At 67.4% G+C, this 25,563-nt stretch carries 20 protein-coding genes and 1 tRNA gene; 15 read left to right on the forward strand and 6 right to left on the reverse strand.

The window, feature by feature from the left end:
• Positions 1–60: 60 nt before the first annotated feature.
• From recG to gmk, 5 genes are all read right to left on the reverse strand, one after another.
• Entirely contained in the window at positions 61–2,172 is a 2,112-nt protein-coding gene (recG, locus tag V9K93_RS15940) for an ATP-dependent DNA helicase RecG (protein ID WP_337302870.1), read from the reverse strand.
• 7 nt (positions 2,173–2,179) lie between these two features.
• Entirely contained in the window at positions 2,180–2,566 is a 387-nt protein-coding gene (locus tag V9K93_RS15945; RefSeq protein WP_005410875.1) for a RidA family protein, read from the reverse strand.
• Between the two features lie 260 nt (positions 2,567–2,826).
• Positions 2,827–4,989 (reverse strand): RelA/SpoT family protein, encoded by a 2,163-nt coding sequence (locus tag V9K93_RS15950; protein ID WP_046987317.1) that lies wholly within the window; start codon positions 4,987–4,989, stop codon positions 2,827–2,829.
• A 106-nt stretch (positions 4,990–5,095) separates the two neighbouring features.
• Complete coding sequence (gene rpoZ, locus V9K93_RS15955; RefSeq protein ID WP_005410877.1) at positions 5,096–5,395, reverse strand: DNA-directed RNA polymerase subunit omega; 300 nt, start codon at positions 5,393–5,395, stop codon at positions 5,096–5,098.
• A 110-nt stretch (positions 5,396–5,505) separates the two neighbouring features.
• Positions 5,506–6,171: a guanylate kinase gene (gmk, locus tag V9K93_RS15960; RefSeq protein WP_005410878.1), complete on the reverse strand. Its 666-nt coding sequence runs from the start codon at positions 6,169–6,171 to the stop codon at positions 5,506–5,508.
• Positions 6,172–6,462: 291 nt separating this feature from the next.
• On the opposite strand from gmk, the gene fdnG reads away from it, so the two are divergent.
• The 8 genes from fdnG to selD all read left to right on the forward strand — a co-directional run bounded on the left by fdnG (position 6,463) and on the right by selD (position 17,061).
• On the forward strand, positions 6,463–9,531 hold the full coding sequence (gene fdnG, locus V9K93_RS15965; RefSeq protein WP_136639496.1) for a formate dehydrogenase-N subunit alpha: 3,069 nt from the start codon (positions 6,463–6,465) through the stop codon (positions 9,529–9,531).
• A 10-nt stretch (positions 9,532–9,541) separates the two neighbouring features.
• Positions 9,542–10,459: a formate dehydrogenase subunit beta gene (fdxH, locus tag V9K93_RS15970; RefSeq protein ID WP_006389637.1), complete on the forward strand. Its 918-nt coding sequence runs from the start codon at positions 9,542–9,544 to the stop codon at positions 10,457–10,459.
• A complete protein-coding gene (locus V9K93_RS15975) occupies positions 10,456–11,103 on the forward strand; it encodes a formate dehydrogenase subunit gamma (RefSeq protein ID WP_046987320.1) in 648 nt (215 codons plus the stop codon). Before fdxH ends, V9K93_RS15975 begins: the two co-directional genes overlap by 4 nt.
• Before the next feature lie 392 nt (positions 11,104–11,495).
• Entirely contained in the window at positions 11,496–12,479 is a 984-nt protein-coding gene (fdhE, locus tag V9K93_RS15980; RefSeq protein WP_253079570.1) for a formate dehydrogenase accessory protein FdhE, read from the forward strand.
• 3 nt (positions 12,480–12,482) lie between these two features.
• Positions 12,483–13,907, forward strand: a complete 1,425-nt coding sequence (selA, locus tag V9K93_RS15985; RefSeq protein WP_253079569.1) for an L-seryl-tRNA(Sec) selenium transferase — start codon at positions 12,483–12,485, stop codon at positions 13,905–13,907.
• Positions 13,904–15,835: a selenocysteine-specific translation elongation factor gene (selB, locus tag V9K93_RS15990; RefSeq protein WP_337302871.1), complete on the forward strand. Its 1,932-nt coding sequence runs from the start codon at positions 13,904–13,906 to the stop codon at positions 15,833–15,835. Before selA ends, selB begins: the two co-directional genes overlap by 4 nt.
• A gap of 24 nt (positions 15,836–15,859) precedes the next feature.
• Positions 15,860–15,955 (forward strand) — tRNA-Sec (locus V9K93_RS15995).
• A gap of 26 nt (positions 15,956–15,981) precedes the next feature.
• Positions 15,982–17,061, forward strand: a complete 1,080-nt coding sequence (gene selD / locus V9K93_RS16000) for a selenide, water dikinase SelD (protein WP_337302872.1) — start codon at positions 15,982–15,984, stop codon at positions 17,059–17,061.
• A 57-nt stretch (positions 17,062–17,118) separates the two neighbouring features.
• Here the strand turns inward: selD and V9K93_RS16005 are convergent, their stop codons facing one another.
• Complete coding sequence (locus V9K93_RS16005) at positions 17,119–17,979, reverse strand: YicC/YloC family endoribonuclease (RefSeq protein WP_046986673.1); 861 nt, start codon at positions 17,977–17,979, stop codon at positions 17,119–17,121.
• Positions 17,980–18,103: 124 nt separating this feature from the next.
• On the opposite strand from V9K93_RS16005, the gene rph reads away from it, so the two are divergent.
• The 7 genes from rph (at position 18,104) to pepQ (ending at position 25,354) form a co-directional block, all read left to right on the forward strand.
• Complete coding sequence (rph, locus tag V9K93_RS16010) at positions 18,104–18,829, forward strand: ribonuclease PH (protein ID WP_046986672.1); 726 nt, start codon at positions 18,104–18,106, stop codon at positions 18,827–18,829.
• Entirely contained in the window at positions 18,826–19,215 is a 390-nt protein-coding gene (locus V9K93_RS16015; protein ID WP_046986671.1) for a VOC family protein, read from the forward strand. Before rph ends, V9K93_RS16015 begins: the two co-directional genes overlap by 4 nt.
• Complete coding sequence (rdgB, locus tag V9K93_RS16020; RefSeq protein ID WP_337302873.1) at positions 19,212–19,808, forward strand: RdgB/HAM1 family non-canonical purine NTP pyrophosphatase; 597 nt, start codon at positions 19,212–19,214, stop codon at positions 19,806–19,808. The genes V9K93_RS16015 and rdgB overlap by 4 nt, the downstream gene beginning before the upstream one ends.
• Before the next feature lie 56 nt (positions 19,809–19,864).
• Positions 19,865–21,091, forward strand: coding sequence for a radical SAM family heme chaperone HemW (hemW, locus tag V9K93_RS16025; RefSeq protein WP_046986669.1), 1,227 nt, complete (start codon positions 19,865–19,867; stop codon positions 21,089–21,091).
• Between the two features lie 202 nt (positions 21,092–21,293).
• Positions 21,294–23,576 carry a DUF1631 family protein gene (locus V9K93_RS16030; protein ID WP_136640009.1) on the forward strand — a complete coding sequence of 761 codons (2,283 nt, stop codon included), beginning with the start codon at positions 21,294–21,296 and terminating at the stop codon, positions 23,574–23,576.
• A complete protein-coding gene (locus V9K93_RS16035) occupies positions 23,573–23,947 on the forward strand; it encodes a PilZ domain-containing protein (RefSeq protein WP_046986667.1) in 375 nt (124 codons plus the stop codon). Before V9K93_RS16030 ends, V9K93_RS16035 begins: the two co-directional genes overlap by 4 nt.
• 75 nt (positions 23,948–24,022) lie before the next feature.
• Positions 24,023–25,354, forward strand: coding sequence for a Xaa-Pro dipeptidase (gene pepQ, locus V9K93_RS16040; protein ID WP_295380225.1), 1,332 nt, complete (start codon positions 24,023–24,025; stop codon positions 25,352–25,354).
• Positions 25,355–25,563: the final 209 nt, after the last annotated feature.

Genomic DNA, 25,563 nt, shown 5'->3' on the forward strand with positions numbered 1-25,563 from the left:
GATGTAGATCTACGCCATGCGTGGATGTGTGGACCAAGGTCCACACCCACCAAGGCGGCATTAGGCCGAGGCGTAACGCACGGCGGTGCCGATCCAGCGCTGCACCACACGATCGGCCAGCGCGGGCTGCTGCGCCAGCAGGCGCTCAGCCAGCTCATGCACGCCCGGCAGCAGACCGGCATCGCGCGCGAGATCAGCAATGCGGAAGCCGGCCAGGCCGGTCTGCCGGGTACCCAGCAGTTCGCCCGGGCCACGCAGCTCCAGATCCTTTTCGGCGATGACGAAACCATCGTTGGTTTCGCGCATGGTCTGCAGGCGCTCGCGCGCCATCTGCGAAAGCGGGGCCTGGTACAGCAGCACGCAGCGCGAGACCGCCGAGCCACGACCGACGCGGCCGCGCAGCTGATGCAGCTGCGCCAGGCCCAGGCGCTCGGCATTCTCGATCACCATCAGCGAAGCATTGGGCACATCCACGCCCACTTCAATCACGGTGGTCGCCACCAGCAGATCGATCTCGCCGGCCTTGAACGCCACCATCGTGGCCAGCTTCTCGGCTGCTTTCAGGCGGCCATGCACCAGACCCACGCGCACGCCCGGCAGCAGCGCCTGCAACGATTCGTATGTGGCCTGCGCCGGCGTGGCATCCAACTCTTCGCTTTCCTCGATGAGCGTGCACACCCAGTACACCTGCCGCCCTTCCTGGCAGGCCAGGGCGATGCGCTCGATCAGTTCCGGGCGGCGATCGTTGTTCAATGCGACGGTCTGCACCGGGGTGCGGCCCGGCGGCAGTTCGTCGATGGCCGAGACATCCAGATCGGCGTATTCGGACATCGCCAGCGTCCGCGGAATCGGCGTGGCAGTCATCACCAGCTGGTGCGGCACGCTGTTGCCGCCCGCGCCCTTGTCGCGCAGCGCCAACCGCTGGTGCACGCCGAAGCGGTGCTGCTCGTCGACGATGGCCAGGGCCAGATCCTGGAACACCACCGCCTCCTGCATCAGCGCATGGGTGCCCACCACCACCTGCGCTTCGCCGGTGGCGACCTGTTCCATCACCTTGGCGCGCGCCTTGCCGGTGACCTTGCCGGCCAGCCACGCGATGTGCACGCCGAGCGGTTCCAGCCAGCCGCGCAGGTTGTTGAGATGCTGCTCAGCCAGCAGTTCGGTGGGGGCAGCCAGTGCCACCTGCTTGCCCTGCTCCACCGCCAGCATGGCAGCCAGCGCGGCGACCACGGTCTTGCCGGAGCCGACATCGCCCTGCACCAGCCGCAGCATCGGGCTGGGCCGTGCGAGGTCCTCGCGGATCTGCTTGAACACGCGCGTCTGTGCGCCGGTCAGCGCGAACGGCAACTGCTTCAGCAGCGCCTTGGCCAGTTTTCCGGGGCCGGCCAGCGGCGGGGCATGGTGTGCCTGCAGGGCAATGCGCTGGCGACGCAGGCTGAGGTGGTGGGCCAGCAGTTCTTCCATCGCCAGCCGGCGCTGCGCCGGATGCATCCCGGCGGCCAGTGCAGCCAGGTCGGCATCCGGCGGCGGCCGGTGCACGGTCAGCAGCGCGCTGCGCAGTGACGGCAGGCCCAGGCCATCCAGCCAGCCACTGGGCAGCAGTTCCAACGTGCTTTCCTCGGGCAGGCGGTCCAGCGCCTGGCCGATCAGCTTGCGCATGGTCATCGGGCCAACGCCTTCGACGGTGGGATACACCGGGTCGAGGCGGTCGCCGAGTTCGGGATCGTCGTTGCGGCCCAGCACCTGGTAGCTGGGATGGACGATTTCCAGGCCGAGATGGCCGGGTTTGGGCGTGCCGAAGCAGCGCAGCCGGTTGCCGACCGCGAACTGTCCGACCTGCTGCTGGCGGAAGTGGAAGAAGCGCAGCACCAGGGTGCCCTGCCCTTCGTCTTCCACCGCCACTTTCAGCATCGGCCGGTAGCGCATGCCGCGCTCGACCGCGACCACCCGCCCTTCCACCTGCGCCGGCACGCCGTTGCGCAGGTCTTCGATGCGGGTCAGCCGGGTGCGGTCTTCATAGCGCAGCGGCAGGTGCAGCCAGAGATCCTGCAGGGTGGCCAGGCCACGCGCCTGCAGTTTGGCGGCCACGGCCGGACCGACGCCGGCGAGCATCGCAAGCGATGCTTCGCCGGACGGTGACAGGACCGGGGTGACCGCCGCCTTGCGTGCCACGTGGTGGTCAGTCGATGACCATCACCGCGTCAACCTCGAAGTTGGCGCCCTTCGGCAGGCCGGAGACTTCGATGGTGGAACGGGCCGGGTACGGGGCCTGGAAGTAGTCCTGCATCACCGCGTTGACCTTGGCGAACTCGCCCAGATCGGTCAGGTACAGGCCCAGACGCACGACCTTGTCCAGCGAGCCGCCAGCGGCTTCGGCCACAGCCTTGAGGTTGTCGAAGGCGCGGCGGGCCTGCGCTTCGACGTCACCGGCGCCGACGATGTCGCCGGTGGCCGGGTCGAGCGGAATCTGGCCGGAGAAATACACGGTGTTGCCGGCGCGCACGGCCTGCGAGTACGGGCCGATGGCGGCCGGGGCCTTTTCGGTGTTGATGATCTGGCGGGACATGGGTCGCTCCGGTGCTTTTGGGGGAAAACAGAGCGGTGATTGTACCGGGTGGGCGCGCATCCACGCATGGCGTGGATCTACCGCGCCGCTTCGGTAGTGCCGGCCGCTGGCCGGCAACCTCATGAACGTCGGAAGCACCGCGAAGTTGCCGGCCAGCGGCCGGCACTACCGGAAGCATCCACGAATGGCGTGGACCTGCAGCGGGATTCAATGGGGTCAGAGCCCTCTCCGTTGGAGAGGGATCCGACCCCGGGTTCGCGTTACTGGCGGCGCACGGCCTGAACGACCGACAGGCGGCGCAGGCGGCGCATCACTTCGGCCAGGTGGTTGCGGTCGCGTACCTGGATGTTGAACGCCAGCACGGCGGCGTTGAAGTCGCGGTCCAGGTAGTCCACGCGCTCGATGTTGGAGTGGCTCTGCGCGATGGCCGCGGCCAGCTGCGCCAGCACGCCGGTGCCGTTCTCCACTTCCACCACCAGCGAGGTGTCGTAGTCCCCGGAAACGGTGGTATCCCAGCCGATCGGCACCCAGCGCTCGGGTGACTTGCGCAGTTCGGCCAGGTTCGGGCAGTCCATGCGGTGCACCACGATGCCCTTGCCGGCGGTGTGGTAGCCCATGATCTCGTCGCCGGGAATCGGCTGGCAGCAGCCGGCGAAGGTGACCACGCCGCGTTCGCTGCCGTTGATCAGGATCTTCTCCTGCGAGTGGTGGCGCGAATGCGGGCCGCCCCGCAGTTCGGCGTAGGCCATCAGCGCCTGTGCGGCCTGGGTCGGCATCCAGTTGCCCAGCGCGACTTCGGCCAGCAGCGCCTCCAGGCGCGGGAACCGGTGCTCGGCCAGGAACGCATCCAGGCGTCCCTTCGGCAGCCGCTCCAGCGAGCTGTCCATCGCTTCCAGCGCGCGGTCGAGCATGCGGTGCCCCAGCTGCACGGCGTCTTCGTGCTCCAGCTGCTTGAGCTGGTGGCGGATGGCGGTGCGTGCCTTGCTGGTGACCACGAATTCCAGCCACTGCGGTTTCGGCGTGGCCGAGCGCGCGGTGATGATCTCTACCGACTGGCCCGACACCAGCTTGGTCCGCAACGGCACCAGTTTCTTGTCCACGCGCGAGGCCACGGCCATGTTGCCGACGTCGGTATGCACGGCGTAGGCGAAGTCGAGCGCGGTGGAGTTGCGCGGCAACGCCAGGATCTTGCCCTTCGGCGTGAAAAGGTAGACCTCGTCCGGGAACAGGTCGACCTTCACGTTGTCGAGGAACTCCAGCGAGGAACCGGCAGCGCGCTGCGAGTCGATCAGTTCGACGATCCAGGCATGTGCGCGGCTCTGTGCGCTGTTGGGCGAATCACCACCGAACTTGTAGGTCCAGTGCGCGGCCACACCGCGTTCGGCGATCAGGTCCATTTCCTCGGTACGGATCTGCACTTCGATCGGCGAGCCATACGGCCCGAACAGCACCGTGTGCAGCGACTGGTAGCCGTTGGCCTTGGGAATGGCGATGAAGTCGCGGAAGCGCCCATCCAGCGGCTTGAAGGTAGCGTGCACCGAACCCAGCGCGTGGTAGCAGCTGGGCACGCTGCGCACGACCAGGCGGAAACCGAACACATCCATCACCTGATCGAAGGATTTGTTCTCTTCGTGCATCTTGTTGTAGATGCTCCACGGCGTCTTGATGCGGCTGACCAGGCGGTGCTCGATGCCCTCCTTGGCCAGGCGCTGCGACAACTGCACTTCCACCTGCGCCAGCGCCTCGCGGCGCACCACCGGCTGACTGCGGATGTGCTTTTCCAGGATGGCATGGCGCCACGGATACAGCGCCTTGAACCCGAGGTTCTGCAGTTCGCTCTTGACCAGGCTCATGCCCAGGCGCTGGGCGATGGGCGCGTAGATCTCCAGCGTCTCGCGGGCAATGCGGCCACGTGCCTCGCGGCTCTGCGCGCCCAGCGTGCGCATGTTGTGCAGGCGGTCGGCCAGCTTGATCATGATCACGCGCAGGTCGCGCGACATCGCCAGCAGCATCTTGCGGAAGCTCTCGGCGGCAGCCTCCTGGCGGTCGCGGAACTTCAGCTTGTCCAGCTTGGTCACGCCGTCGACCAGCTCGGCCACGGCCTCACCGAACTCGGCCGCCAGCGCCTCACGGGTCAGGGGGGTGTCTTCGATGGTGTCGTGCAGGATCGCGGCGATCAGCGCTTCCACGTCCAGGCCCAGCTCGGCCAGCACCTGGGCCACGGCCACCGGATGGGTGATATAGGGCTCGCCCGACTTGCGCGTCTGCCCAGCATGCGCGGCGGCTCCAACTTCCCAGGCGCGGCGCAGCAGCGGCAGCTGCTCGGGCGGCAGGTAGTGGGCGGCGCGTTCAAGCTGGAGGACGTAGTCGGGTACGGCGGCAGCGGGGACTGCGGCGACCTTGGCAGTGGGGCCTGGGTTCATGCCCGAAGCCTATGCCAGTGCGCCGTTTACGGCAAATCCTGAATGCGAAACAGCCCGCACGGGGCGGGCTGTTCGGCGTATCCAGCAATGACCTTGATCGATGCGATCAATCGTCGTTCTTGGACATGTCTTCGTCGGCGACCACTTCGGCGGCGGCCCACTCCAGCGCTTCGCGCTCGGCGCGCTCACGCTCGGCCTTCTCGACTTCGTCGATCAGCGCGTTGTCGATCTTGCGGGCGGCGATTTCGCGCAGTGCCAGCACGGTCGGCTTGTCCTCGGTCTCGCTGTTGTCCAGCGTGGCCTGCACGCCGTTGGCGAGCTGGCGGGCACGCTTGGAAGCCATCATGACCAGTTCGAAACGGTTGTTAACGACTTCCAGGCAATCTTCTACGGTGATGCGGGCCATACGGGCTCCCGGCGACCGGTCGGCCGCTCAGTCGAATGAGGGAAAGGGGACGGAGTGTACTGGCAGGGGCTGGACAAAATCAAGCCAACCCCCACCCGATTCTTTTGGAATCAGTCAGTTGCGCCCGGATCAGGGGTCAGCAGCGCTTGGATCAGGCCGGCGTGGCGGACCTTCTGGGCCTCCCGGCGCAGGCGGCTGGCGGTGAAGATGGCACACAGCTCGTCCACGGCGGTGTCGAACACCTCGTTGACGATGACGTAGTCGAACTCGTTGAAGTGCAGCATCTCGTCACGGGCGGCACCCAGGCGCTGGGCGATGACCGCCTCGCTGTCCTGGCCGCGCTTGCGCATGCGGTCCTGCAGGGCCTGCTTGGACGGCGGCAGGATGAACACGGTGACCGTGCCCGGCACCAGCTGGCGTACCTGCTGCGCGCCCTGCCAGTCGATTTCCAGCAGCACGTCCTGGCCGGCAGCCAGCTGCGGTTCCACCGACTGGCGGGCGGTGCCCTTCCAGTCGCCGTGCACCCAGGCATGCTCGAAGAAGTCGCCGGCAGCGATCATCTGCTCGAACTTCTCGGCACTGACGAAGTGGTAGTGCTGGCCGTTCACTTCACCCGGGCGCATCGCGCGCGAAGTGAAGGAGATCGACAGGGCGATCTGCGGATCACGCGCCAGGGTGGCATTGACGATGCTGCTCTTGCCGGCACCGGAGGGGGCGGCAACGATGTACAGCGTGCCGCGCGCAACGGCGTCCGACGGCTTCGACGGGGCGCTCATGCGCGGAACCCAACTGGTTGATTTCGCAAAATTTTTCCTCAGTGTTCCAGATCCGGCGCGGAGGATCGCGCCAGGACGGCGGGGGCTGCGCGGAACATCCTGGAACCAGGCCCGGCAGACGGCTCCCCGGGGTGCGGGCACGCAACTTTAGCAGAGGCGCCCCTTTCCGCGCCCGGCCAGCAGGGTGCAGGGCCTTGTGCCACATGGGCGTGCGGGGGCCTGTGCTATAACCGGGCCGTACCCACCGACAGCCCGGAGGCCTGCGCCTCCTCGCCATCCCAGGAGAACGGCATGCCCTCGATGAGCCGCCGCCAGTTCCTGAAAGTGACCGGGACAACCCTGGTCGGCTCCAGTCTGGCATTGATGGGCTTCGCGCCCGGCATCGCGCTCGCGGAGGTCAGGCAGTACAAGCTGACCCGCGCGACCGAGACCCGCAACACCTGTACGTACTGTTCGGTGGCCTGCGGCATCCTGATGTACAGCCTCGGCGATGGCGCCAAGAACGCCGAGCCGAGCATCTTCCATATCGAGGGCGACCCGGACCATCCGGTCAACCGCGGCACGCTGTGCCCGAAGGGTGCCGGCCTGGCCGACATCATCCACAGCAAGTCGCGCCTGCTCTACCCCGAGTACCGCGCGCCGGGCTCGAACGAGTGGAAGCGGCTGAGCTGGGACGATGCGCTGGACCGCATCGCCCGGCTGATGAAGGAAGACCGCGATGCCAACTTCGTGCAGAAGAACGAGGCCGGGCAGACGGTCAACCGCTGGCTGACCACCGGCATGCTGGCCGCCTCGGCCACCAGCAATGAAACCGCGGTGCTGACCCACAAGGTCGTGCGCTCGCTTGGCATGTTGGCATTCGACAACCAGGCACGTGTCTGACACGGCCCGACGGTGGCAGGTCTTGCCCCGACGCTAGGCCGTGGTGCGATGACGAATCACTGGGTCGACATCAAGAATGCCGACCTGGTGCTGATCATGGGTGGCAATGCCGCCGAGGCACACCCGTGCGGTTTCAAATGGGTGACCGAGGCCAAGGCCCACAACAAGGCACGCCTGATCGTGGTCGATCCGCGTTTCAACCGCTCGGCCGCGGTGGCCGACGTATACGCGCCGATCCGCACCGGCACCGACATCGTGTTCCTGGGCGGCCTGATCAACTATCTGTTGACAGAAGACCGCATCCAGCACGAGTACGTGCTGAACTACACCGACATGTCGTTCCTGGTGAAGGACGAGTTCGCCTTCAAGGACGGCCTGTATTCGGGCTACAACGAGGAGAAGCGCAGCTACGACCGTTCCAGCTGGGACTACGTGTACGGCGATGACGGTTTCGTGCGCAGCGACCCGACGCTGAAGGACCCGCGCTGCGTCTACACCCTGCTCAAGCAGCACTACGCGCGCTACACCGTGGAGATGGTCGAACGTATCTGCGGCACGCCGGCCGACAGCATCCGCCAGGTCTGGGACATGATCGCGTCCACCGCCGGCAAGGACAAGGCGATGACCATCCTGTACGCGCTGGGCTGGACGCAGCACTCGGTGGGCGCACAGAACGTGCGTGCCGGCACCATGGTGCAGCTGCTGCTGGGCAACATCGGCGTGGCCGGCGGTGGGATGAACGCGCTGCGCGGGCATTCCAACATCCAGGGCCTGACCGACATCGGCCTGATGTCCGACCTGCTGCCCGGCTACCTGACCCTGCCGAAGCAGGACGAGCAGGACTACGACGCCTACATCGCCAAGCGCACGCAGAAGCCCCTGCGCGCCAACCAGATGTCGTTCTGGCAGAACTACCCGAAGTTCCACGTCAGCCTGATGAAGTCGTGGTGGGGCGACGCCGCCACCGCCGACAACAACTGGTGCTTCGACCATCTGCCCAAGCTCGACAAACCGTACGACATGCTGCAGGCGTACGAGCTGATGAACGAAGGCAAGATCCACGGCTACATCTGCCAGGGCTTCAATCCGCTGGCCTCGGCGCCGAACAAGGGCAAGCTGATCAGCGCGTTCTCCAAGCTCAAGTTCATGGTCAGCATGGACCCGCTGGAAACCGAGACCATCGCGTTCTGGCAGAACCACGGCGCGTTGAACGACGTCGACCCGGGCACGATCCAGACCGAAGTGTTCCGCCTGCCGACCACCTCGTTCGCCGAGGAAAACGGCGCGGTGGTGAATTCCTCGCGCTGGCTGCAGTGGCACTGGAAGGGGGCCAATCCGCCGGGCGAAGCGCGCAGCGACATCGAGATCATGTCCGAACTGTTCCATCGCATCAAAGCGATGTACGAAAAGGACGGTGGTGCGTGGTGGGAGCCAGTGCGCGACCTGGCCTGGAAGTATTCCAACCCGGAACTGCCGACGCCGGAAGAACTGGCGATGGAGTACAACGGCAAGGCGCTGGTGGACGTGTTCGATCCGAAGGACCCGACCAAGCTGGTGCGCAAGGCCGGCGAGCAGCTGGCCGCGTTCGGCGACCTGCGCGACGACGGCAGCACCGCCTCCGGCTGCTGGATCTACATCGGTGCCTGGGGCCCGACCGGCAACATGATGGCGCGGCGTGACAACAGCGACCCCACCGGCATCGGCAACACGCTGGGCTGGGCCTGGGCGTGGCCGGCCAATCGCCGCGTGATGTACAACCGCGCCTCGTGCGACGTGGCCGGCCAGCCGTTCGATCCGCGGCGCACACTGCTCGCCTGGAACGGCAGGAACTGGGGCAGCGTGGACGTGCCGGACTTCAAGGCCGACGAAGATCCCGCCGGCGGCATGGGTCCGTTCATCATGAACCCGGAAGGCATTGCCCGCTTCTTCGCCAAGGCAGGCATGGCCGAGGGCCCGTTCCCGGAGCACTACGAACCTTTCGATACACCGCTGCGCAGCAACCCGCTCAGCCCTGGCCAGGCACTGACGCTGAACAACCCGGCGGCCCGTGTGTTCGACAGCGATCGTGCACAGATCGGTTCGCCGGATGAGTTCCCGCATGTGGCCACCACTTACCGGTTGACCGAGCATTTCCACTTCTGGACCAAGCACGGCAAGCTCAACGCCATCATCCAGCCCGAGCAGTTCGTCGAAATCGGCGCGGCATTGGCCGACGAGCTGGGCATCAACAACGGCAGCCGCGTGCGGGTCAGTTCCAAGCGCGGCCACATCGAAGCGGTGGCGATGGTGACCAAGCGCATCAAGGCCCTGCAGATTGATGGCAAAACCGTGCACCAGGTGGGCGTGCCGATCCACTGGGGCTTCCTCGGTGCGGCCAAGCCCGGATACATCGCCAATACGCTGACCAACGCCATCGGTGACGGCAACTCGCAGACGCCCGAATCGAAGTGCATCCTGGTCAAGGTCGAGAAGGTGTAGGAGACACGCCATGTCACTGCAATCGCTGGATATCATCCGCCGCTCGGCCACCACCACGCCCTCGCCGGAGGCACGTGGTGCGCACACCGGCCAGGTCGCCAAGCTGATCGATGTGAGCAAGTGCATCGGCTGCAAGGCCTGCCAGGTCGCCTGCATGGAGTGGAACGACCTGCGCGACGAGGTCGGCAGCTGCGTTGGCAGCTATGACAACCCGCCCGACCTGAGCGACCAGTCGTGGACGGTGATGAAGTTCCGCGAGTACGAGGACGAGAAAGGCAAGCTGGAGTGGCTGATCCGCAAGGAAGGCTGCATGCACTGCGCCGACCCGGGATGCCTGAAGGCCTGCCCGTCACCGGGTGCGATCATCCAGTACGCCAACGGTATCGTCGACTTCCAGGAAGAGAACTGCATCGGCTGCGGCTACTGCGTGACCGGCTGCCCGTTCGACGTGCCGCGCATTTCCAAGAAGGACCACAAGGCCTACAAGTGCACGCTGTGTTCGGACAGGGTGGCGGTGGGCCAGGAACCGGCCTGCGTGAAGACCTGCCCGACCGGTGCGATCACCTTCGGCAGCAAGCAGGCGATGACCGAGCATGCCGCGGGGCGCGTGGAAGACCTGAAATCGCGTGGCTACGAAAACGCTGGCCTGTACGACCCGCAGGGCGTCGGCGGAACCCACGTGATGTATGTGCTGCAGCACGTGGACAAGCCCGAGCTGTACGCCGACCTGCCCAAGGACCCGCGCATCAGCCCGATGGTGGAGGTGTGGAAGGGCGTGGCCAAGCCGCTGGGCGTTCTGGCGATCGCCGCCACCGCCTTCGCCGGCTTCCTGCATTACATCGGCATCGGCCGCAACACGGTGAACGATGAGGAAGAAGAAGAGGCCGAGCACGAGGCGAAGAAGATCGAAGAGGAGCAGCGGCCATGAAGTACGCCCCGCACCCGCGGCAGATCGTGCGCTACCGCGCACCGACCCGCATCAACCACTGGATCGTGGCGATCTGCTTCGTGCTGACCGCGCTGTCCGGGCTGGCCTTGTTCCACCCTGCCCTGTTCCCGCTGACCCAGCTGTTCGGCGGCGGGCCGTGGACGCGCATCCTGCACCCGTTCATCGGCCTGGCGATGGTGGTGGGCTTCGCCTTGCTGGCGTTCCGCATGTGGCGCGACAACCTGCCGACCGCCGACGACGGCAAGTGGATGCGTGGCATGCGCGATGTGCTGCGCAACGAGGACGAGAAGCTGCCGCCGGTGGGGCGCTTCAATGCCGGCCAGAAGCTGCTGTTCTGGGCCATCATCGGTTGCCTGTCGGCGCTGCTGCTGACCGGCTTCGTGATCTGGCGGCAGTACTTCAGCCACTTCTTCCCGATCGGGGTGATCCGCTTCTCGGTACTTGCCCATGCGCTGTTCGGCTGGGTGCTGGTATGCGCGATCGTGGTGCACATCTACGCGGCGATCTGGATCAAGGGCTCGGTGCGGGCGATGACCCAGGGCAAGGTGACCTATGGGTGGGCGTACAAGCACCACCGGCAGTGGTTCCGGGACATCCTGCGCGGGCGGCGGGGAGAGGGTTGACGACAGGGCCTGCGGCCCTGCACCCGCAAAATCAACGTCAACGTCAACGGCAAAAGCGGGTTTCCTGGGGATGGCGGGGTGGGTCCGTTTGCGGGGGCCGCTGCAAGTACGTCCATGTAAGCTCGGTCGCCGCATCCATGCGGCTCACGCCCCCGCAACCGGACCCACCCCGCCTTCGACAGTTTCCTGCGATCTGTCGGGACGGCGTTCTGCGTTGCTCTTGGTGGGTGTCGACCTTGGTCGACACGATGAACACGGCAACGACCGATGGGGTCAGATCCGTTTTCCTCTGGAAAACGGATCTGACCCATCCTTTCAAATGGCCGGCAGCACGCTGGACGCCAGCGCCGACAACGGCGAGGATGGAGGCTGGTTCTTCCGGCTGGCCCTGCATGGCGCAACGCATCCTTGAACCCGGTGAAATCGAGACGCTGGCCTCGCGCGATGTTCCGCGCATCATCCTGCCCGATGCTGCGTCCCTGTTCGCCGATCGCGCGGCCCGCCTCCGCAGCCTGGCCACGCACAGTGCCATCGGCGGTTACCTGCAGTTGCTGGCGGCGTTGGCCGATGCGCAGCAGGCGCTGCTGGATGAATTGACGCCGCAGCAACGTGAAGCGCTGCAGGTGCAGGCCCGCGCGCAACAGTCGAGCGCTGCGGCCGGCGCCGGCATGCCGCTGCGTCCCGCCAACACTCTCCATCTCGACGACCGCTGGCACGGTTGGTTGCGCACGCTATGCCAACACTGTGCCGATGAAGCCGGCCTGCCCGCGGAAACCCGCCAGGAACTGCAACGCGTTGCCGCTGCGGATGACGCGTGGCTGGATGCGCAGGCTCACGCAGTGCTGGAGCGGGACGATGCACCGTCGCTGGATGCGGTGGCTGCGCTGCTGGTGATGACGGCGCTGCAGGTGTACTGGGCGGTATTGGCCGAGAGCTTCCGCCCGGCCGATCTGAAGCCGCTGGCCGATGCACCCGGGGTGTGCCCGTTGTGCGGCACCCTGCCGGTGGTGAGCGTGGTGCAGGCACGCCCACCCTATGCGTCCTATCGCTACCTGTCGTGCGCGTTGTGCGCCTGCCAGTGGCATTACGTGCGCGTGCAGTGCAGTCAATGCGGCACCGCCGGCAAAGACATCGCCTACCGTGCCTTGGCCGATGTGGATGGCGATGCCGGCCACGCCGTGCGCGAGAGTGCGGTGCGTGCCGAGACCTGCGACCACTGCCACAGCTACCGCAAGATCCTGTACCTGGAAAAAGACCCGATGCTGGAGCCGGTGGCCGACGATCTGGGCACCCTCGCACTGGACCTGCTGCTGGGCGAGGAAGGCTACGCGCGTGCCAGCCAGAACCCGCTGCTGTGGCAGGCCGACGGCGACTGACCGATGCCACGCACGCCTCCTGCTCCAGCATCAGCCGCTGCCCTGCCCTCGCTGGATCGGCTGCTGCGACTGCCGGCGTTGTCCGATCTGATTGAAGGCCACGGGCGCAGTCGCATCACCCAGCTGCTGCGCGTGCATCTGCAGGCGCTGCGTGAGCGCATCGGTGCCGCACAGCTCTCGGTCGAGGCACTTCAGCAGGCCATTGACGGCCCGGCGCTGGTCGCCGCACTCAACGCAGCGCTCGCCGGCGATGCACGCTTGGACCTGCAGCCGATGTACAACCTGACCGGCACCGTGCTGCACACCAATCTGGGCCGCGCCCTGCTGCCCGAGACTGCGGTACAGGCGGTGGCGCGTGCGATGACCGCACCGGTCGATCTGGAATTCGACATCAGCCGGGGCCGCCGCGGCGACCGCGATGCACGGGTGCAGGCGCTTGTCTGCGAATTGACCGGCGCCGAAGCCGCAACCGTGGTCAACAACAATGCGGCAGCGGTCCTGCTGCTGCTCAACAGCCTGGCCAACCGGCGCGACGTGGTGGTGTCGCGCGGCGAACTGGTGGAGATCGGCGGTGCCTTCCGCATTCCCGATGTGATGCGCAGCGCCGGCGCGCGGTTGCTGGAAGTGGGTACCACCAACCGCACTCATCCGGCCGACTTCGCCAACGCCATCGGCGCGCGCACTGCGCTGCTGATGGAGGTTCACGCCAGCAACTACGCGATCACCGGCTTCACCGCCAAGGTCGAGACCGCGAAGATGGCGGCGATCGCGCACGAGCATGGCCTGCCGCTGGTGGTGGACCTGGGCAGCGGCAGCCTGTGCGATCTGGCCCTGTTCGGCCTGCCGCACGAGCCGACCGTGCAGGAAACGCTGGCGGCCGGCGCCGACCTGGTTTCGTTCAGCGGCGACAAGCTGCTGGGCGGACCGCAGGCCGGCATCATCGCCGGCCGCGCCGATCTGATCGCACGGATCAACCGCAACCCACTGAAGCGCGCACTGCGCATGGACAAGATGGGGCTGGCCGCGCTGGAAGCGGTACTGGCCCTGTACCGCGAGCCGGAGCTGCTGGCGCACAGGCTGCCGACCCTGCGCACCCTGTCTCGCACGCAGGACGACATCGATGCGCAGGCACAGCGCCTGCTGCAACCGATGCGCGACGGGCTGGCCTCGGAGCACAGCCTTGAACGCGCGGCGATGCACAGCCAGATCGGCAGCGGTGCGCAACCGCAGGCACAGCTGGCCAGTGCCGGACTGCGCGTCACCAGTACACGCCGTGGCGGACTGGATCGCCTGGCCAAGCGCCTGCGCCAGCTGCCACAGCCGGTACTGGGCCGCATCGCAGATGACGCATTGTGGCTGGACCTGCGCTGTCTCGAGCCTGCTGACGAAGCCGCCTTCCTCGCGCAATGGAGCACGCTGCAGGCATGATCGTCGGCACCGCCGGGCATATCGACCATGGCAAGACCAGCCTGGTGCGGGCGCTGACCGGCATCGAGACCGACCGCCTGCAGGAAGAGCGCACGCGCGGCATATCGATTGAGCTGGGCTACGCCTATGTGCCCGTTGAAGCCGCCGCCGGACAAGGACCAGCAGCCACGCTTGGCTTCGTCGATGTGCCCGGCCACGAGCGCTTCGTACACGCCATGGTGGCCGGCGCCACCGGCATCGACGTCGCGTTGCTGGTAATTGCCGCCGACGACGGTGTGATGCCGCAGACCCGCGAACATCTGGCGATCCTGCAGCTGTTGGGCGTAGACCGTGGCGCGGTGGCGCTGACCAAGATCGACCGCGTGGATGCCGCACGCCTCGCTCAGGTCGAAATCGAGATCGCTGCATTGCTGGCCGGCAGGCCGCTGCAGGACGCTCCCATGTTCGCCTGCAACAGCACGTCACCTGAAGACGCAGGCGTCAGCGCGCTGCGTACCCGACTGCACGCATGGGCCGCGGATGGTGCCAGCATGCGCCAGGCCGGGCTGCGCAGCGAACTGTTCCGCATGCCGGTGGATCGCGTGTTCTCGCTGGCCGGCCACGGCACGCTGGTGACCGGCGCAGTACATGGCGGCGTGGCTACTGTTGGCGAACATCTGCAGCTGATGCCGGCCGCCACTGAAGTTCGCGTGCGCAGCATCCACGCGCAGAACCAGGCCAGCGAACAGGCAGTGGCTGGGCAGCGCTGCGCGCTGAACCTCGCAGCCATCGCCCGCGACGACATCACGCGCGGCGACTGGATCGCCGACCCGCGCGCGCTGCTGGCCACCACCCGTGTCGATGTGCGCCTGCGGCTTTCCGCGCGGGAAGCGCCTCTGCGCGACTGGGCGCCACTGCATATCCACTGGGGCACGATGCACCGGCAGGCCCACGTGGTGCTGCTGGAGGACCATGACCACGGCGATGGTCAGTTGGTGCAGCTGGTGTTCGACGCACCAGTCTGCGCGATGTGCGGCGACCGCTTCATTGCCCGCGATTCGGCCGCGACCCGTACCCTGGGCGGTGGTGTCGTGCTCGATCCAGATCCCCCGCAGCGGCGTCGGCGCAGCCCGGCGCGGCTCGCGTGGCTGGGTGCGCTGGAGCAACTGGCGGCCGCCGCTGGAGTTGGCCCGCTGCTGCAGCAGGCACCCGCCGGCATTCCCCTCGGCGCCCTGCAGCGCTACTGCCGGCGTGCCGCCGACCGGATCGACCTGCCCGACGACGCGCGCCGCATCACTACCCGCGAAGACACGGTGATCATTCTTGCCCCGCACTGGCAGGCGCTGCGCGAACAGGTGCTCACCTCGCTGCGCGGCTGGCATGAGCGCCGCCCCGACGAACCCGGCGTCGACAGTGGACGCCTGCAGCGCAGCACCCTGCCTGCGCTGGCAACCAGCCTGTGGAACGCCCTGCTGCAGGACCTGCTCGACGATGGCAGCGTGCAGCGCGCGGGTGCATGGTGGCGCTTGCCCGGCCACGATCACGCACCGCCGGAACGCGAACGCCTGCTGCTCGAACGCGTGCTGCCGCAACTGCACGCGGGCGGTTTCGATCCGCCGTGGGTACGTACCCTGGCGGCCGACATCGGCCTGCCCGAGGATGAGGTCCGCGCGGTCCTGCGCCGCGCTGCCGCGCGTGGTGAACTGTTCCAGGTGGTGCCCGACCTGTTCTATGCACCGGCCCGCATCGCCGAGCTGGCCGCGATCGTCGCGCAGCTGTCACAGGCCAGCGGCACGGTGGATGCGGCGGCGTTCCGCGATGCCATCGGCCTCGGCCGCAAGCGCAGCATCCAGATCTTGGAGTTCTTCAATCGCGTTGGCTACACTCGACGCGTCGGTGACCAGCATCGGCCGCGCGGCGACCTGCAGTGGAATGCAGCCCGCGACTGAGCCCACCGGCATTGCCGTACTTTCGGAAGGCATGCGCATCCGGGCATGCGGCTGGGCTTCAAACCCAGTAGGGGGCGTCGATCGTTCCCTGGTAGGTTCGACTCCTGCTGCCTTCCGCCATTCGTGTTTCCGCAGGAGATGTCGGCATGGCCACGCACGTGCAGTTCCCCGCTCCTTCAACGGCCGATGCCCCGCAACGACTGACGTCTCTCGCGCATGGCGGTGGCTGCGGCTGCAAGATCGCGCCAGGCGTGCTGACCGAACTGTTGCGCGGGGTTCCCGCACTTCCCGCACCGGCCGAACTGCTGGTCGGCCGCGAGACCAGCGATGATGCCGCGGTGTACCGCCTGGATGACCATCAGGCGATCGTCGCCACCACCGACTTCTTCATGCCGATTGTCGACGACCCGTTCGACTTCGGTCGCATCGCTGCCACCAACGCATTGTCGGATCTGTACGCAATGGGCGCGCGGCCGCTGTTCGCGCTGGCCATCGTCGGCATGCCGATCAATACCCTGCCGCAGGACACCATCCGCGGCATCCTGCAGGGCGGCGAACGCGCCTGCGCCGACGCAGGCATCGTGGTCGCTGGTGGCCACAGCATCGATTCGGTGGAACCCATCTATGGCCTGGCCGCGATCGGCGTGCTCGATCCGCAACGACTCAAGCGCAATGCCGATGCCCGCGCCGGTGACGTGCTGGTGCTGGGCAAGCCGTTGGGCGTGGGCGTGTATTCGTCGGCACTGAAGAAGGAAGTGCTGGATGCCGAGGGCTACCGGCAGATGATCGAGTCGACCACCCGCCTGAACGCCGTGGGCGTGCCGATGGCCGCGCTGGACGGCGTGCATGCCATGACCGACGTCACCGGCTTCGGCCTGCTCGGCCACCTGCTGGAAGTGTGCCGCGCCAGTGGTGTCGCTGCCGAGGTGGACAGTGCACGGGTGCCGCTGCTGCCGCAGACCCTGGACCTGCTGCAACGTGGCTGCGTAACCGGCGCCTCCAACCGCAACTGGGCCTCGTATGGCGCCGAGGTGCGCTTCGCCGAGGGCTTGCCCGCCCATTGGCAGCCGCTGCTGACCGACCCGCAGACCAGCGGCGGCCTGCTGGTGTCCTGTGCCCCAGAAGCGGTGGATGCGGTGCTGGCCTGCTTCCGCGATGCGGGGTTCGGCCAGGCGGCCGTGGTGGGGCGGTTGAGTGCGGGAACACCGGGTGTCAGCGTGCGCTGATGCGCTGAAACGACAAGGGCGCCCGAAGGCGCCCCTGCTGTATCACTGGATGCAACATCACTCGATGTTCTGCACCTGTTCGCGGATCTGGTCGATCAGCACCTTCAGCTCCACCGCCGCATTGGACGTACGGCTGTCCACCGACTTGGACCCCAGCGTATTGGCTTCGCGATTGAACTCCTGCAGCAGGAAGTCCAGGCGGCGGCCGACCGGCTCGCGCTGCTTGAGCACGCGGCGGATCTCGACAATGTGGCTGCCCAGCCGGTCCAGTTCTTCATCCACGTCCAGCTTCTGCAGCCACAGCACCAGTTCCTGCTCGGCACGACCCGGGTCGACCGGGTGCGGCAGGTCGGCCAGTCGGGCGGCCAGCTTGGCGCGCTGGCCGTCGCGAATGGCCGGAATCAGGGTGCGCACTTCCGTTGCAATGCGCTCGATGCCGTCCACGCGCTCGCTGATGGCCGCGGACAACTTGCTGCCTTCACGCTCGCGGGCCTCGACGAAGCCGTCCAGCACCTGGTCCAGCAGGGCCAGTGCCTCTGCCTGCAGGGCAGCGGCATCGGTGGCCTCGCCACGGGTGACGCCCGGCAGCTGCAGCAGATCGGTAAAGCTGACCTGCAGGTTGGGGAAATCGGAGGTCAGGCGGTGCGCCAGGCGACCCAGCTGGCCCAGCAGGGCCTCGTCCACCTGCAGGTTGGCGGCGGCTTCCGGCGCGCGCAGGCGCATCACCAGATCCAGCTTGCCGCGGCTCAGGCGCGCGGCAATGCGCTCGCGCAGCTGCGGTTCCAGCGCCCGCAGTTCATCGGGCAGGCGCGTACCAACCTCCAGGAAGCGGTGGTTGACCGAGCGCAGCTCGCAGCCCAGCGTGCCCCACGGGGTGACCCGCTCGCCGCCGGCGTAGGCGGTCATGCTTCGAATCATGGATTGTGTCCGGTGCGTGCAAAGGGGGAATGGTACCCTAGCGCCCTCACCAGAGCCCCCTTGCCCGCCCCGTGAAGGCCGCGGGCGTGGCGGCGTACTCCCTCGCCATTACGGAACCCGCACCATGTCCGATTCCCGCCCCAGCGGCCGCCAGCCCGACCAGCTCCGCCCGGTCGTCATCCAACGCGGCTTCACCCGCCACGCCGAAGGTTCGGTGCTGGTGTGCTTCGGTGAAACCCGCGTGCTGTGCACCGCCAGCGTCGAGAACCGCGTGCCGGGCTTCCTGCGTGGCAAGGGCGAAGGCTGGGTCACCGCCGAATACGGCATGCTGCCGCGCGCCACCCACACCCGCAGTGACCGTGAAGCGGCCCGTGGCAAGCAGGGCGGCCGCACGCTGGAGATCCAGCGCCTGATCGGCCGCAGCCTGCGCGCCTGCGTGGACCGCAACGCGCTGGGCGAACGCACCATCACCCTGGATTGCGATGTGCTGCAGGCCGATGGCGGCACCCGCACCGCCGCCATCACCGGCGCCTACGTGGCCCTGGTCGATGCGGTGAACGTGCTGATGAAGCGCGGCGACATCAAGCGCAACCCGATCCTGGGCGCGGTGGCCGCCGTGTCGGTGGGCGTCTACCGCGGCACCCCGGTGCTGGACCTGGACTACGCTGAAGACAGCGACTGCGACACCGACATGAACGTGGTGATGAACGACGGTGGTGGCTTCATCGAACTGCAGGGCACCGCCGAAGGCCATGCCTTCCGTCGCGATGAACTGGATGCGCTGCTGGGCCTGGCCGAAACGGGCGTGCGCGAGCTGCTGGACGCGCAGCAGGCGGCACTGTCGGCATGAAGCGGCGTCTTGCCCTGACCACGCTGGTGGTGGCCGACTACGACGAAGCCATTGCCTGGTACACCGGCAAGCTCGGCTTCGCGCTGCTGGAAGACATCGACCAGGGCCACAAGCGCTGGGTGGTGGTCGGTCCGTCCGACGGCAACGCCGCCGCCCTGCTGCTGGCACGCGCCAGCGATGAGGAACAGCGCAGCCGCATCGGCAACCAGACCGGTGGCCGCGTCGCCTTCTTCCTCAACACCGACGACTTCCACCGCGACCACGCGGCAATGCTGGCCGCTGGTGTCGAGTTCCTGGAAGCGCCGCGCGAAGAACCCTATGCAACGGTGGCGGTGTTCCGCGACCTGTATGGCAACACCTGGGACCTGCTGGAGCCACGTCAATGAAGAAACTGGTACTGGCCAGCCACAACGCCGGCAAACTGGTGGAGATGCAGGAGATCCTCGCCGACCTGCCGCTGCAGATCACCTCGGCCGCCGAGCTGGGCCTGGGCGACGTGGAAGAGACCGGCCTGACCTTCGTCGAGAACGCGCTGCTGAAGGCGCGCGCAGCCTGCGAAGCCACCGGCCTGCCGGCGCTGGCCGATGATTCGGGCCTGATCGTCGATGCCCTCGGCGGTGCACCGGGCCTGTACAGCGCGCGCTATGCCGGCCACCCGACCAACGCCGCAGCCAACAATGCCAAGCTGCTGGAGGCAATGGCGGACATTCCCGATGGCCAGCGCGACGCCCGCTTCTATGCGGTGATCGTGCTGCTGCGTCACGCCACCGACCCGCAGCCGTTGATCTGTGAAGGCCGTTGGGAGGGGCAGATCATCCGCGAACTGCGTGGCACGAATGGTTTCGGCTACAACCCGGTGTTCCTGGATACCACCCACGGCCTGACTGCCGCGGAGATGGAGCCGGCCCTGAAAAACGCCATCAGCCACCGTGCCCTCGCCCTGCAGCAGCTCAAGCAGCAGCTGGCGACCTGGCTTTGACGCCTTACTGATTCCCCAGGGAAGCCGGCCAGCGGCCGGCACTACCGAAGAAACCCATGCCGCACGCCCACGATCACTGCAACCACCTGCCCGGCGAAGCCTGCTCCGCTGACCACGACAGCCCGCCGCGACTGGTGCCGCCGCCGCTGTCGCTGTACGTGCACCTGCCGTGGTGCGTGCGCAAATGCCCGTACTGCGATTTCAATTCGCACCAGGCCAAGGGCGAACTGCCGTTCGACGCCTACATCGACGCACTGCTGCGCGATCTCGACCAGGATCTGCCGCTGGTCTGGGGCCGGGTGGTGCACAGCGTGTTCTTCGGCGGCGGCACGCCCAGCCTGTTCCCGCCGGAAGCGATCGACCGCTTCCTGCAGCAGGCCAGCGCGCGCCTGCGCTTCGCGCCCAATGCCGAAATCACCCTGGAAACCAACCCGGGCACCGCCGAGCATGGCCGCTTCGACCGTTACCGCGCGGCCGGCGTGAACCGCCTCAGCTTCGGCATCCAGAGTTTCGACGATGCGATGCTCAAGCGCCTGGGCCGCATCCATGACAGCGGCGAGGCCGAACGCGCCGTGAAAATGGCGCAGGACGCGGGCTATGACAACTTCAACATCGACCTGATGTACGCGCTGCCGGAACAGACCCTGGCCGGTGCCGAGGCCGACCTGGAACGTGCGTTCGCGCTGCAGCCGGCGCACATCTCGCATTACCAGCTGACGCTGGAACCGAACACGGTGTTCTTCGCACGACCGCCGCAGGGCATTCCCGACGAAGACAACGCCTGGGACATGCAGGAGCACTGCCAGGCGCTGCTGGCGCAGGCCGGCTTCGGCCAGTACGAGGTGAGCGCCTACGCCCGACCCGGCCGGCAGAGTGCGCACAACCTGAACTACTGGCGCTTCGGCGACTATCTCGGCATCGGTGCCGGCGCGCACGGCAAGATCAGCTCCGGTGCAGAGGAACACGTGCTGCGGCGCTGGAAACTCAAGCATCCGCAGGCCTACCTGGACAGCGCGGGCACGCCAGCCTCGTTCGGCGGTGACGAAGTGATCGCACCCGAGCGGCTGCCCTTCGAATACATGCTGAACCTGCTGCGCCTGCATGAAGGCTTTGGCCTGCGCGATTTCGAGTCGCGCACCGGGCTGCCACGCAGCGTGCTCGATGCACCACTGGCCGAGGCCGTGCAGCGCGGCTGGCTGGACGTGACCAATGGCCATGTGCAGCCGACCGAACTGGGCCGGCGCTTCACCAACGATGTGGTGAGCCTGTTCCTGGAGGAATGAGCTTCCTGGAGTAATGGGTAGTGCCGGCCGCTGGCCGGCAATCCGGTAAAGACAGAGTTGCCGGCCAGTGGCCGGCACTACCGTTCATCCGCCGGGCGATGCCTGGCGAACGGGATGCACATTCACCCTAAAGTAGCGCCGACAGCGGCCGACACGGTAGATTCACCAGATCGATCCGCGGGAATCCGGGTACCGCCTGCCGATGTCAGCTGTCTTTTCCATCACCCCTGCCGACAAAGCCCGCCTGGCCGCGAGCGACCTGCCACCGCGGGTGCGCGAACTGCTGGGCGCGTTGATCGGCCTGTGCCGGCAAACGCTGGCCGCGCCGCTGATCCTGACCGTCGAAGCACTGGAGCAGACCCTGCTGCACGACGCCGACCGTGCGCGCAATCCGCAGCAGCAATCTGAACTGATGGCCCAACGCGGCCAGCTGCACACCTTCTCCGGTCACTTCGCCGACCGCATGCTCGATGCCGTTGCCGACGCACTGGCACGCCTGCGCGAGCCGCCCACCGGCGCCACGACCAGCGCGGCTCCGCCACCGCTGCCGGGCATGCTGGGGCTGTCACTGGTAGCCGAGCATGACGTCGACCGCGACCTGCTGCTGACCGAGATGGTGCGGCGGGAAACCCTGCGTTCGACCAACACGCTGAACCTGCTGGGCCAACGCCTGGGCGTGCTGGCCGCAGCGCCGGCTTTCGAAGCCGACACCCTGCCACTGGCGCCGCAGGCGCTGTGCGCGATGGTGCGCAGACTGGCCGAACAGGATGCGCTTGGCGCCGAGGTGCAGCTGGCGCTTTACCGCAGCTTTGAACGGCAGGTGCTGGAGCGGCTGGGCGATGTACTCGACCGCGCCAATGCACTGCTGGCCCAGCACGGCGTGCTGCCGGGGCTGGTCTACACCCCCTATCTGGCGCGTTCCTCGAGCACGCGGCGGATCATCACCCAGTCGGTAGGTGGCGGCCGCACCACGCAGCCTGCCAAACGTGCCGCTGCGCCCCTGACCGGCTGGAACGGTTCGGCCCCTTCGGGCTCCTGGTCGAGCCTGGTACAGGACGCCTTCAACGAGGGCGGCGCTGCCGGCCCCGCCGCCACGCCGGGACTGACCACGTCCACCGGCAGCGCACTGCATGAGCTGTTGCAGCAGGCACGCCATGCCAGCGCCGCACCCGCGGACAGCAATGCCGTACCCAGCGCTGCGGTGGACGCCGTACTCGCGCGCCTGCAGGCCCAGTCCAGTTCCGCCACCGGCGTGGCCAACCTGCAGGCCGCCGTTGTCGCCCAACTGCGCAGCGAACACGGCGCGCAGGCCCAGTTGGGCAGCCATGACCGCGACAACCTCGACCTGCTGCGCATGCTGATGCAGCAGGTGCAGCAGCAACAGCGCCCCGACCCGGTACCCGCCGCCCTGCTGGCGCGCCTGCAGGTACCGCTGGCGCGGGCTGCGATGGCCGACCCGGGCTTCTTCGTACGCGACGAACATCCCGCGCGCGAGCTGCTCAACCAGATCGCCGAAGTCGGTGCCAACTGGCTGGGCGACGATGATGTCGACCCGCAGCTGCTGCAGCGCATGGCGCAGAGCGTGCAGGGCCTGCTTGGACAGGATGCACGCGCGCCGGAAGCCTTCGCCGCTGCCAATGAAGATGTGCAGCAGCACCAGCGTGCCGCCGCGCATCGTGCCGAACTGGCCGAGCGCCGCCACGTGGAAGCCGCACGCGGCAAGGAACGGCTGGAACTGGCCCGGCGCCAGGCCAGCGCCCGCATCGATCAGTGCTGCGATGCGCAGGAGCCACCGCGATTCGTGCAGACCCTGTTGCGCCAGGCCTGGGCCGATGCCCTGACCCTGACCCGGCTGCGCCATGGCGACGACTCGCCGCAGTGGCAGGAGCGCCTGCAGCAGACCCAACGCATCGCCGCGGTGACCGCACAGCCGGTGGGTGCCGCTGCCGGCACCGATACGGTACTGGCCGCCGAGGTCGAAGCGGCCTTGCTGCAGGTTGGTTACCACGCCGAGGAAGCTGCTGCCGTCGCCCGTCGCCTGGCCACGCCCGGTGGTGAGGATGACAGCACCTCGCGTACCGAACTGAGCGCTCGCCTGAAGGCGCGCGCACGCCTGGGTGAACATGCCGGCACGACTGCCGGTACCGCGGCGACCGCACCGCGCAACAGTGCAGAAGAAGCGGCATACCAGCAGCTGTCGACGCTGCCGTTCGGCAGCTGGTTCGATATCGGCAACGACGACGGCACGCTGCGCCGCCAGCGACTGTCCTGGTACAGCCTGCTGACTGGCCACGCGCTGCTGGTCAACGCACGCGGGCAGAAGATCGCCGACACCGACCTGGATACGCTGGCCCGGCAGATCAGCGCTGGCCATGCGCAACTGGTCACCGAGGACAAGGGCCGGCTGGTCGACCGCGCCTGGCAGGCCAGCCTTGGTGCATTGCGCGCACTGGCCGCTGATCGCACGCAGGAGACCCACGCATGAAACCCGTCCCACCGCAGGACACGCGCCGCGCACCGCGCCGCCAAGTCTCGGACCTGGTGCCGGTCACCGACCAGATGCGCGAATGCGTGGTCGGCCGGCTCGGTAATGTCTCCGAGACCGGCATGCTGATGCTGGCCAGCGCCCCGCTGCGCGAAGATGCGCTGTACCAGCTGCGCTTCCCGCTGCCGATGGGTGATGGTCGCCAGGAAGCGATCGACGTCGGCGTGCATCTGCTGTGGAGCGAGCCGGCGCACGCGCCCGGGCAGAGCTGGACCGGCTTCCGCTTCCTGACCCTGTCACGCGAACATCGGCAGCTGCTGCGCCAATGGGTAGGCGAGGACAGCGACGAGGGACCGGTTTCGACGGCCTGAGTGCCGGTTCCGGCACAGCGGTTTTTCGCGGTATGCGGCAGAATCTAGGGCCGTTTTCCGTGTCGAGCCACCGCAATGATCCAGCAAGACCCCGGCGCCCTGTATTCCGACCACCTGGCCGTGCTGTGCCGACGCGCCGAACAGGCGCTGGCCCGCGGCAGCCTCGACCATCTGGTGGTGCCCAGCGGCACCCTGCACTACCAGGTGTTCGACGACCGCGACTACCCGTACGCGGTGAACCCGCAGTTCAAGGCCTGGCTGCCGCTGACCCGCGTGCCCAACAGCTGGATCGTGTTCACCCCCGGCAAGCGCCCGGCGGTGATTTTCCACCAGCCGTTCGATTACTGGCACGTGGTACCGGACGCACCCAGCGGCTGGTGGGTGGAGCACTTCGACATCCACATCATCCGCAAGCCCGAAGAGGCGCTGGCGCTGCTGCCGGCCGACCCGTCGCGCTGCGCGATCCTCGGCGAGCCGCAGAGCGCGCTGGGCAGTTACGTGCCGAACAACCCGGCACCGGTGGTGAACTACCTGGAATGGCACCGCGGCAGCAAGACGCCGTATGAAATCGCGTTGATGCGCCAGGCGCAGGTGCTGGGCGTGCGTGGCCACCGCGCCGCCGAAGCCGCGTTCCGCAACGGCTCCGACGAGTTCAGCATCCACATGGCGTACTGCCAGGCCGTGGGCCAGGATGCCACCGAGCTGCCGTACGGCAACATCGTGGCGCTGAACGAACACGCCGCCGTGCTGCATTACACCGAGCTGGGCCGCAAGGCGCCGCAGCCGCTGCGCAGCTTCCTGATCGATGCCGGCGCCAGCGCGCACGGCTACGCCAGCGACATCACCCGTACCTACGCCGCACACGGCCACGACGAGTTCGCGGCGATGATCGCTGCCGTCGATGCCGCGCAGCAGCAGATGTGCGCGGCGGTGCGCCCGGGCTTCGACTACAAGCAGCTGCACGTGGACGCGCATCTTTCGCTGATGGGCGTGCTGAAGGACTTCGGCGTGATCAAGGTCTCGCCGCAGACCGCACTGGAAACCGGCGTCAGCGCCGCGTTCTTCCCGCACGGCATCGGCCACCTGATCGGCCTGCAGGTACACGACGTGGCCGGTTTCGCGGCCAGCGATGAAGGCGGCCGCATCGAGCGCCCGGCCGGCCACCCGTACCTGCGCCTGACCCGCGTGCTGGAACCGGGCATGGTGGTGACCATCGAACCCGGCCTGTACTTCATCGACATGCTGTTGAATGAAGTAAAGGACGCCGGCCATGGCGATGCGATCAACTGGGAGCGGGTGGACTTCTTCCGTCCGTACGGCGGCATCCGCATCGAAGACGAAGTGCTCTGCACCGAGGGCGAAGCGGACAATCTGACGCGGCCGGAGTTTGCGGCGGCGAACGGCTGAGCCCCTCGTGGTTGGTCGCTGAAATCAAAAGCCGCGCTTGGCGGGGCGGGGTGGGTTCGCGGGGGACGCCATGAATCCATCCCTGGAGGCTTGGCCGCGGCATCCATGCCGCGGACACCCCCGCGCACCCCCCCCCCCCCCCCCCCGAGCAGTTGGAGGGGCCGCCCCCCCCCCGGTAAAAAAAAAAAAAGACAACGAACACAACCGGG

Source organism: Stenotrophomonas sp. CCNWLW162, from assembly GCF_037203745.1.
Taxonomy (GTDB): domain Bacteria; phylum Pseudomonadota; class Gammaproteobacteria; order Xanthomonadales; family Xanthomonadaceae; genus Stenotrophomonas; species Stenotrophomonas maltophilia_AQ.

Bases quoted from the DNA above. Each gene is read 5' to 3' on its own strand.
- selA (WP_253079569.1), top strand. From the start codon at position 12,483: ATGCCACGCACGCCTCCTGCTCCAGCATCAGCCGCTGCCCTGCCCTCG.
- V9K93_RS16015 (WP_046986671.1), top strand. From the start codon at position 18,826: ATGAAGCGGCGTCTTGCCCTGACCACGCTGGTGGTGGCCGACTACGAC.
- pepQ (WP_295380225.1), top strand. From the start codon at position 24,023: ATGATCCAGCAAGACCCCGGCGCCCTGTATTCCGACCACCTGGCCGTG.
- selB (WP_337302871.1), top strand. From the start codon at position 13,904: ATGATCGTCGGCACCGCCGGGCATATCGACCATGGCAAGACCAGCCTG.
- rpoZ (WP_005410877.1), bottom strand. From the start codon at position 5,395: ATGGCCCGCATCACCGTAGAAGATTGCCTGGAAGTCGTTAACAACCGT.
- rph (WP_046986672.1), top strand. From the start codon at position 18,104: ATGTCCGATTCCCGCCCCAGCGGCCGCCAGCCCGACCAGCTCCGCCCG.
- V9K93_RS16035 (WP_046986667.1), top strand. From the start codon at position 23,573: ATGAAACCCGTCCCACCGCAGGACACGCGCCGCGCACCGCGCCGCCAA.
- gmk (WP_005410878.1), bottom strand. From the start codon at position 6,171: ATGAGCGCCCCGTCGAAGCCGTCGGACGCCGTTGCGCGCGGCACGCTG.
- fdxH (WP_006389637.1), top strand. From the start codon at position 9,542: ATGTCACTGCAATCGCTGGATATCATCCGCCGCTCGGCCACCACCACG.
- V9K93_RS16030 (WP_136640009.1), top strand. From the start codon at position 21,294: ATGTCAGCTGTCTTTTCCATCACCCCTGCCGACAAAGCCCGCCTGGCC.
- hemW (WP_046986669.1), top strand. From the start codon at position 19,865: ATGCCGCACGCCCACGATCACTGCAACCACCTGCCCGGCGAAGCCTGC.
- fdhE (WP_253079570.1), top strand. From the start codon at position 11,496: ATGGCGCAACGCATCCTTGAACCCGGTGAAATCGAGACGCTGGCCTCG.
- V9K93_RS16005 (WP_046986673.1), bottom strand. From the start codon at position 17,979: ATGATTCGAAGCATGACCGCCTACGCCGGCGGCGAGCGGGTCACCCCG.
- V9K93_RS15945 (WP_005410875.1), bottom strand. From the start codon at position 2,566: ATGTCCCGCCAGATCATCAACACCGAAAAGGCCCCGGCCGCCATCGGC.
- V9K93_RS15950 (WP_046987317.1), bottom strand. From the start codon at position 4,989: ATGAACCCAGGCCCCACTGCCAAGGTCGCCGCAGTCCCCGCTGCCGCC.
- rdgB (WP_337302873.1), top strand. From the start codon at position 19,212: ATGAAGAAACTGGTACTGGCCAGCCACAACGCCGGCAAACTGGTGGAG.
- selD (WP_337302872.1), top strand. From the start codon at position 15,982: ATGGCCACGCACGTGCAGTTCCCCGCTCCTTCAACGGCCGATGCCCCG.
- V9K93_RS15975 (WP_046987320.1), top strand. From the start codon at position 10,456: ATGAAGTACGCCCCGCACCCGCGGCAGATCGTGCGCTACCGCGCACCG.